This window comes from Candidatus Methanoperedens nitratireducens, assembly GCF_900196725.1.
Taxonomy (GTDB): Archaea; Halobacteriota; Methanosarcinia; order Methanosarcinales; family Methanoperedenaceae; genus Methanoperedens; species Methanoperedens nitroreducens_A.
The window spans coordinates 1-1,591 of sequence record NZ_FZMP01000159.1; the positions used below are offsets into that span (position 1 = coordinate 1).

At 39.8% G+C, this 1,591-nt stretch carries 2 protein-coding genes; both read left to right on the top strand.

Annotated elements, in window-relative coordinates:
- Positions 1–35 precede the first annotated feature (35 nt).
- Positions 36–635, top strand: a complete 600-nt coding sequence (locus tag MNV_RS21015) for an FAD-dependent oxidoreductase (protein ID WP_306453636.1) — start codon at positions 36–38, stop codon at positions 633–635.
- Entirely contained in the window at positions 632–1,486 is an 855-nt protein-coding gene (locus MNV_RS21020) for an FAD-dependent oxidoreductase (protein WP_306453637.1), read from the top strand. Before MNV_RS21015 ends, MNV_RS21020 begins: the two co-directional genes overlap by 4 nt.
- Positions 1,487–1,591 lie beyond the last annotated feature (105 nt).

Consider the following 1,591-nt stretch of genomic DNA (forward strand, 5'->3'; position numbering starts at 1 on the left):
TTAAGTGAATTACTTTTTAATTAAAGGGGAATTTATTGGAAAATTCTGATATAAAGAAATATGACCTGATCGTCATCGGAACAGGTTCAGGAATGAATTATGTTGGCACAATCCTTGAAACAAATCCTGGTTTCAAAATTGCCGTAATTGATAAAGATGAACCGGGCGGAATATGCCTTACCCGTGGATGCATACCTTCCAAACTCCTGCTATACCCTGCTGAACTTATAAGGACAATAGGAACAGCAGGAAAATTCGGTATAGATGTAGAATTGAAAAATGTTGATTTCAATTATATTATGGATAGAATGAGGTCAATTATTTCAGAAGACATTGAATCCATACGTATTGGACTTTCCAGCGACCCGAATATTGATTATTATCACGATATTGCAGAATTTGTGTCACCATATACTATGAAAGTTGGCGCCATGACCATTACTTCAAAAATGATATTTCTCTGTACCGGCTCAAAAACTATCATACCGCAAGTAAAGGGGCTGGAGGAAGCAGGTTATCTTACAAGTGATACTGTATTGGAAATGACGAAACTTTCAGCAAGTATTGCCATAATCGGCGGTGGATACATAGCAGCAGAGTATGGCCATTTTTCTCCTCAATGGGTTCTAAAGTGACTATTATAGGAAGGAACAAGCAGTACATCCCTGAGGAAGAACCGGAAATTTCAATGCTGGCAAAAAGAGATATGTCCGGATTCATGGACATCATCACAGGTCATGAAGTTGAAGAAGTGCAGACAACAGCAGATGGGAAGAAAAAAGTTATTGCCCGGGGCGAAGCGGAAAAAGTTGAATTTATTGTTGATGAGATCTTAGTTGCTTCAGGACGAGGGCCAAATCATGACATACTGCATCCTGAGAAAGGGGGAATAAATACAGATGCGAGAGGATGGATTGTCGTGAATGAATTTCTTGAAACAACCCGGCCTGGTGTATGGGCTTTTGGGGATGCTAATGGAAAATATCTCTTCAAGCACGTGGCAAATTATGAATCAAGGGTCGTTTTCTATAATGCGATCATGAAACAGAAGATAAAAATAGATTATCATGCAGTCCCTTATGCTGTTTTTTCATATCCTGAGATAGCAAGAGTTGGAATGGTAGAAAAAGAAGCCATTGAAAAATACGGACAGGCAAACACGCTGATTGGTTTTCATAAATATGAAGATACGGCAAAAGGAAACGCGATGGATGTAAAAGATTATTTTGTGAAGATCATATTGGAAAAAAATACCAAACAGATATTAGGCGCCCATATCATAGGCCCGTATGCATCTATCCTTATACAGGAGATCGTGAACCTCATGTATACAAACGAAGAAAATCCGGAGCCTGTAATCCGGGGAATGCATATCCATCCTGCATTAAGCGAGGTTGTCCAGAAAGCTTTTTATTCATTGATGCCCCCGGAACATTATCATCATATCCTGGGACATATGGGGCTTGAGTCAATTACCCCCGGTTGAAACCGGGGGCTTGTAACTATGCTCCATCTCAATTCCTGTTATGGCTTTGACTTCATTACATGCTACTATCCGCTGATTGACTTCAACGGCTCTTGCAGCGATATT